The sequence below is a fragment of the Paenimyroides viscosum genome (assembly GCF_003858535.1).
Lineage (GTDB): Bacteria > Bacteroidota > Bacteroidia > Flavobacteriales > Flavobacteriaceae > Flavobacterium > Flavobacterium viscosum.
The window spans coordinates 741-4,720 of the sequence record NZ_RQTJ01000063.1; the positions used below are offsets into that span (position 1 = coordinate 741).

The window sequence follows — 3,980 nt, forward strand, 5'->3', positions numbered from 1 at the left end:
CGATTGGGGAATTACTGCAGGAGCAGAAATCGTATCAGAAAAAGATATCATTCTACCAACATTTAACGAATTGTTTAAAGTTGAATTGTAGAATTGTTTAACTTTTAAAAAGTTAAATTGGATTATTTAGCTGTATTAAAAGCGCCATTGGTTAAATGACGATAGTTGCCTCAGCGAAGAAAACGCAATCAAATCGGTTGGTCAGTGAGCTTGCCGAATTGCGATTTGATAGTTTTTAAGATGTTAGGTAACCGTCGTATAACCGAGGCAAGATCAGAAAAAGAAAGACTTTTGCTTCTTTTAGTCATAAATCAACGATTCACGACTTCCAAGCTGTAAAATAATGCATGGACGTAAAAGAAGAAGATATATTTAGACAAGGAGAATTTGTTAATTACGTCAGAATGATATTAAACACGAATTTAGACTTAAAAATTCATCAGGTCTTGTCCCGTAAATGGGATCAACAAATCATCAGTTCAACATATCATCACACATCATGAAAATACTAATCACCGGCCGTAACGGTCAGTTAGGTTCCGAATTATACGATTTAAAAGAAGCGTATCCGCACCACCAAATGGTTTTTGTTGACCGTGAGGAGATGGATTTAAGTAATCCGGAGCAGATTATTGAAGTATTAACTGTCGAAAAACCAGAGATTATTATCAGCGCAGGCGCTTATACCGCAGTTGACAAAGCCGAAAGCGACCAAGAATTGTGTGATGCTGTAAACCATATTGCAGTAAAAACAATAGGAGCGTGGGCAGCAGATAACAATGCAAAAGTAATCCATATTTCTACCGATTATGTGTTCGATGGTACAAGTGAAACACCTTTAAAGGAAACCGATGCCCCGGATCCTATTAATGTGTATGGATTAACCAAATTACATGGCGAACAGGCTTTGCGTGCATCGGGTGCAAATCATGTAATCATCCGTACGGCATGGGTATATTCAACTTACGGAGCCAATTTCGTGAAAACCATGATGCGTTTAATGAATGAACGTGAAGAGATTGGTGTAGTAGCCGACCAGATAGGCACTCCAACTTATGCACGTGATTTAGCGCAAGCAATCATGCAGATCATCGAAGCACCAGAATTTGTTCAAGGCGTTTATCATTACAGCAACGAGGGTAAAATCAGCTGGCACGATTTTGCAATGGCTGTAAAAGAATTAAATGGGTTTAGCACCAAAGTAAATGCGATAGGCAGCAATGCTTTTCCAACACCGGCAAAACGACCAAATTTCTCATTATTAGACAAATCTAAAATAAAAGAAGTATATCAGGTAGCTGTTCCAGATTGGAAAGACAGTTTAAAAGAAATGCTTGCCAAATTATAAATAAAAAACGGAGTAATAGTTCAACTGTTACTTCGTTTTTTTATTCAGTACGATCATCCATATTACTTTCACTCTAAACTTGTTTCAAACAAGCTTGCGAACTGACGCACTAACGTTAAAACACATTGTCCTGACCATCGGGATTAAACCAGCAACGTAATTCCAATCAAAACAACTGAATGTATCACATTCAGCCATCCGTGAAGATTTACTCCGTTCTTAAAATAAAACATTTTAGTAAATTCTTTAGAATCTATGTATCCGTGGTAAAAGATAGTATTAATTAAAACAGAATATGACTATTAACCCCCACGATTAAACGATTCATCAAAACTTTTCCCGAGCCATCGGAATCACCGACGGTCGCTGAGCTGGTCACTGAGCCTGCGGTTACTGAGCTTGTCGAAATGTTCTCGAAGGCACATCCATCACTCAACACCAAACATCAAACATCAAACATCACTCAATATATCACCAAAGCTCTAAATAATTACACCCGTTTAGGTATAATATAAGAATGAATATTAATTTTATACCCGAATTGGTATTATTATGTTTGTTTTTCATATATTTATACCACAAAAGGTATAGATATGCATTCATTACGGTTGTTTGTAAAACAAAAACGAAAAGAGTTAAGGCTAACCCAAGAAGACTTAGCTTTAAACGCTGGCGTAGGTCTGCGCTTTGTTCGTGATTTAGAGCAGGGAAAAAAAACATTACGAATGGATAAAGTGAACGATATACTGGCATTGTTTGGAAAAGAAGTAGGTGTAATCGATAAAATTCAAGAATAATGGCACGGCAGGCAAACATATATTTTCAAGATCAGCTTGCAGGTACGCTGGTTGAAGGGGATAGTGGCTATACATTTCACTATAAAAAAGAGTATTTAAAAACACTAGATCCTAAACCCGTGAGTTTAACGCTTCCACTTTCAGAAGAAAGTTACCATAGTAACGTGCTGTTTCCGTTTTTCGACGGACTCATTCCTGAAGGATGGTTGTTGGAAATTGGTGAGAAACATTGGAAACTCAATACACGAGATCGTTTTGAACTATTAATCAATCTGTGCAGAGACACCATTGGGGCAGTATCTGTATATCCGATGGAGGCGGACAGGAATGAATAGTTGTCTGTTTTGTTATAAGCCCGTAGAAAATGGTGAGTATCATGCCAATTGTTCAAGGAAATTTTTTGGAACAGCCAAGGTTCCTGTTTTAGAATTAGATCAAGAGAAATTAAACAAGTTGGCACAGCTTACCGTAAATGAACGACTGGCATTAACAGGTGTGCAACCTAAAATATCATTAAGTTTAAACGGTGAAAAAGGAAATAAACGCTTAACCTTGGTAGGTTTAGGGGGAGATTATATCCTAAAACCGCAGTCTGCAAATTTTGAAGCAATGCCGCAGGTAGAAGATCTTACAATGCATATGGCTAAACTGTTTAAAATAGAAACTGCCCAACATGCATTAATACATACTTCAACTGCAGAATTGGCTTATATCACAAAACGCTTCGATCGTGTAAAGCGAAATAAGATTCACGTAGAAGATCTGTGTCAGTTGTCAGAACTGCTTACAGAACAAAAATATAAAAGCTCCTATGAACGGGTAGGTAAAATCATCAGAAAGTATGCTGCCAATCCCGGTTTGGATGCCATTAGATATTATCGTTTGGTATTGTTTTCTTTCTTAACAGGAAATAACGATATGCACTTAAAAAACTTTTCCTTAGTACATACCCAGAATGGTGTTTTGTTTTCACCGGCTTATGACCTTATAAATGTAAATCTCATTTTTCCTGCCGATGAAGAAGAAATGGCATTAACCTTGGCAGGTAGAAAAAGAAAAATAAAAGGTTCAGATTTTGATCAGTTTGCAACGTCTTTGGAAATTACAGATATAGTGCGCAACAACATTTACAAAGATTTCTCTAACCAGATTTATAAGGCAGTAGATCTCATCAACAGAAGTTTTTTAAGTGAAGAATATAAACAAGAATACATCAGAATTTTAAATAATAAATTTAGCCAGTTGGGTCTTTAGTTGTTTAGATCACTTAAACAATTTCAATATTTTATTATCTCGTTATTCGGTTACTTCTTAACCCCATAACTGTTTACCATTTTAACAGATAAAAAATCCACTTTAGATTAAGATAATTCCAATGGATTTGTATCTTAACAAAACTACATTATGGCTAAAATCAAAAACATAAAGCAAAACAGATTGAGACTATTAAATCCCACGACTCAACAATTTAACATCAAACATCCAGCAACAAACATCCAGCACCTTTAACAAATTCTCATAATCTGTGAATCTGTGGTAAAAAAAACATCAAGCAAAACAGATTGTGACTATTAAACCACACGACTCAACGATTAATCGGTTCAACACTTCAACAACTAAACACCCAGCACCATCAAACATTTGCCAATCCGCTAATTTGCTAATCAGAATCGTCGATTCATCGGTTCAACACTACAATATACAGTAATACGCTATACAGCAAAAAAACACCCTATTTCGACTATCTGGAAGTGTCAAGCATTCGATTAATTTATATTAAAACCGAAATGAAACTATAAACACAGCGGTATGAGGTTTTAATCGAGTGTCGAAAC

4 protein-coding genes are annotated in these 3,980 nt (G+C 36.1%); all 4 read left to right on the top strand.

Features of this window, described 5'->3' with window-relative positions:
- Positions 1 to 499 precede the first annotated feature (499 nt).
- Positions 500 to 1,348, top strand: coding sequence for a dTDP-4-dehydrorhamnose reductase (rfbD, locus tag EG242_RS14535; RefSeq protein ID WP_124900637.1), 849 nt, complete (start codon positions 500 to 502; stop codon positions 1,346 to 1,348).
- A gap of 593 nt (positions 1,349 to 1,941) precedes the next feature.
- Positions 1,942 to 2,145: a type II toxin-antitoxin system Y4mF family antitoxin gene (locus tag EG242_RS14540; RefSeq protein WP_124900639.1), complete on the top strand. Its 204-nt coding sequence runs from the start codon at positions 1,942 to 1,944 to the stop codon at positions 2,143 to 2,145.
- Positions 2,145 to 2,480: a HipA N-terminal domain-containing protein gene (locus tag EG242_RS14545; RefSeq protein ID WP_124900641.1), complete on the top strand. Its 336-nt coding sequence runs from the start codon at positions 2,145 to 2,147 to the stop codon at positions 2,478 to 2,480. Before EG242_RS14540 ends, EG242_RS14545 begins: the two co-directional genes overlap by 1 nt.
- On the top strand, positions 2,473 to 3,399 hold the full coding sequence (locus tag EG242_RS14550; RefSeq protein WP_124900643.1) for a HipA domain-containing protein: 927 nt from the start codon (positions 2,473 to 2,475) through the stop codon (positions 3,397 to 3,399). The genes EG242_RS14545 and EG242_RS14550 overlap by 8 nt, the downstream gene beginning before the upstream one ends.
- Positions 3,400 to 3,980: the final 581 nt, after the last annotated feature.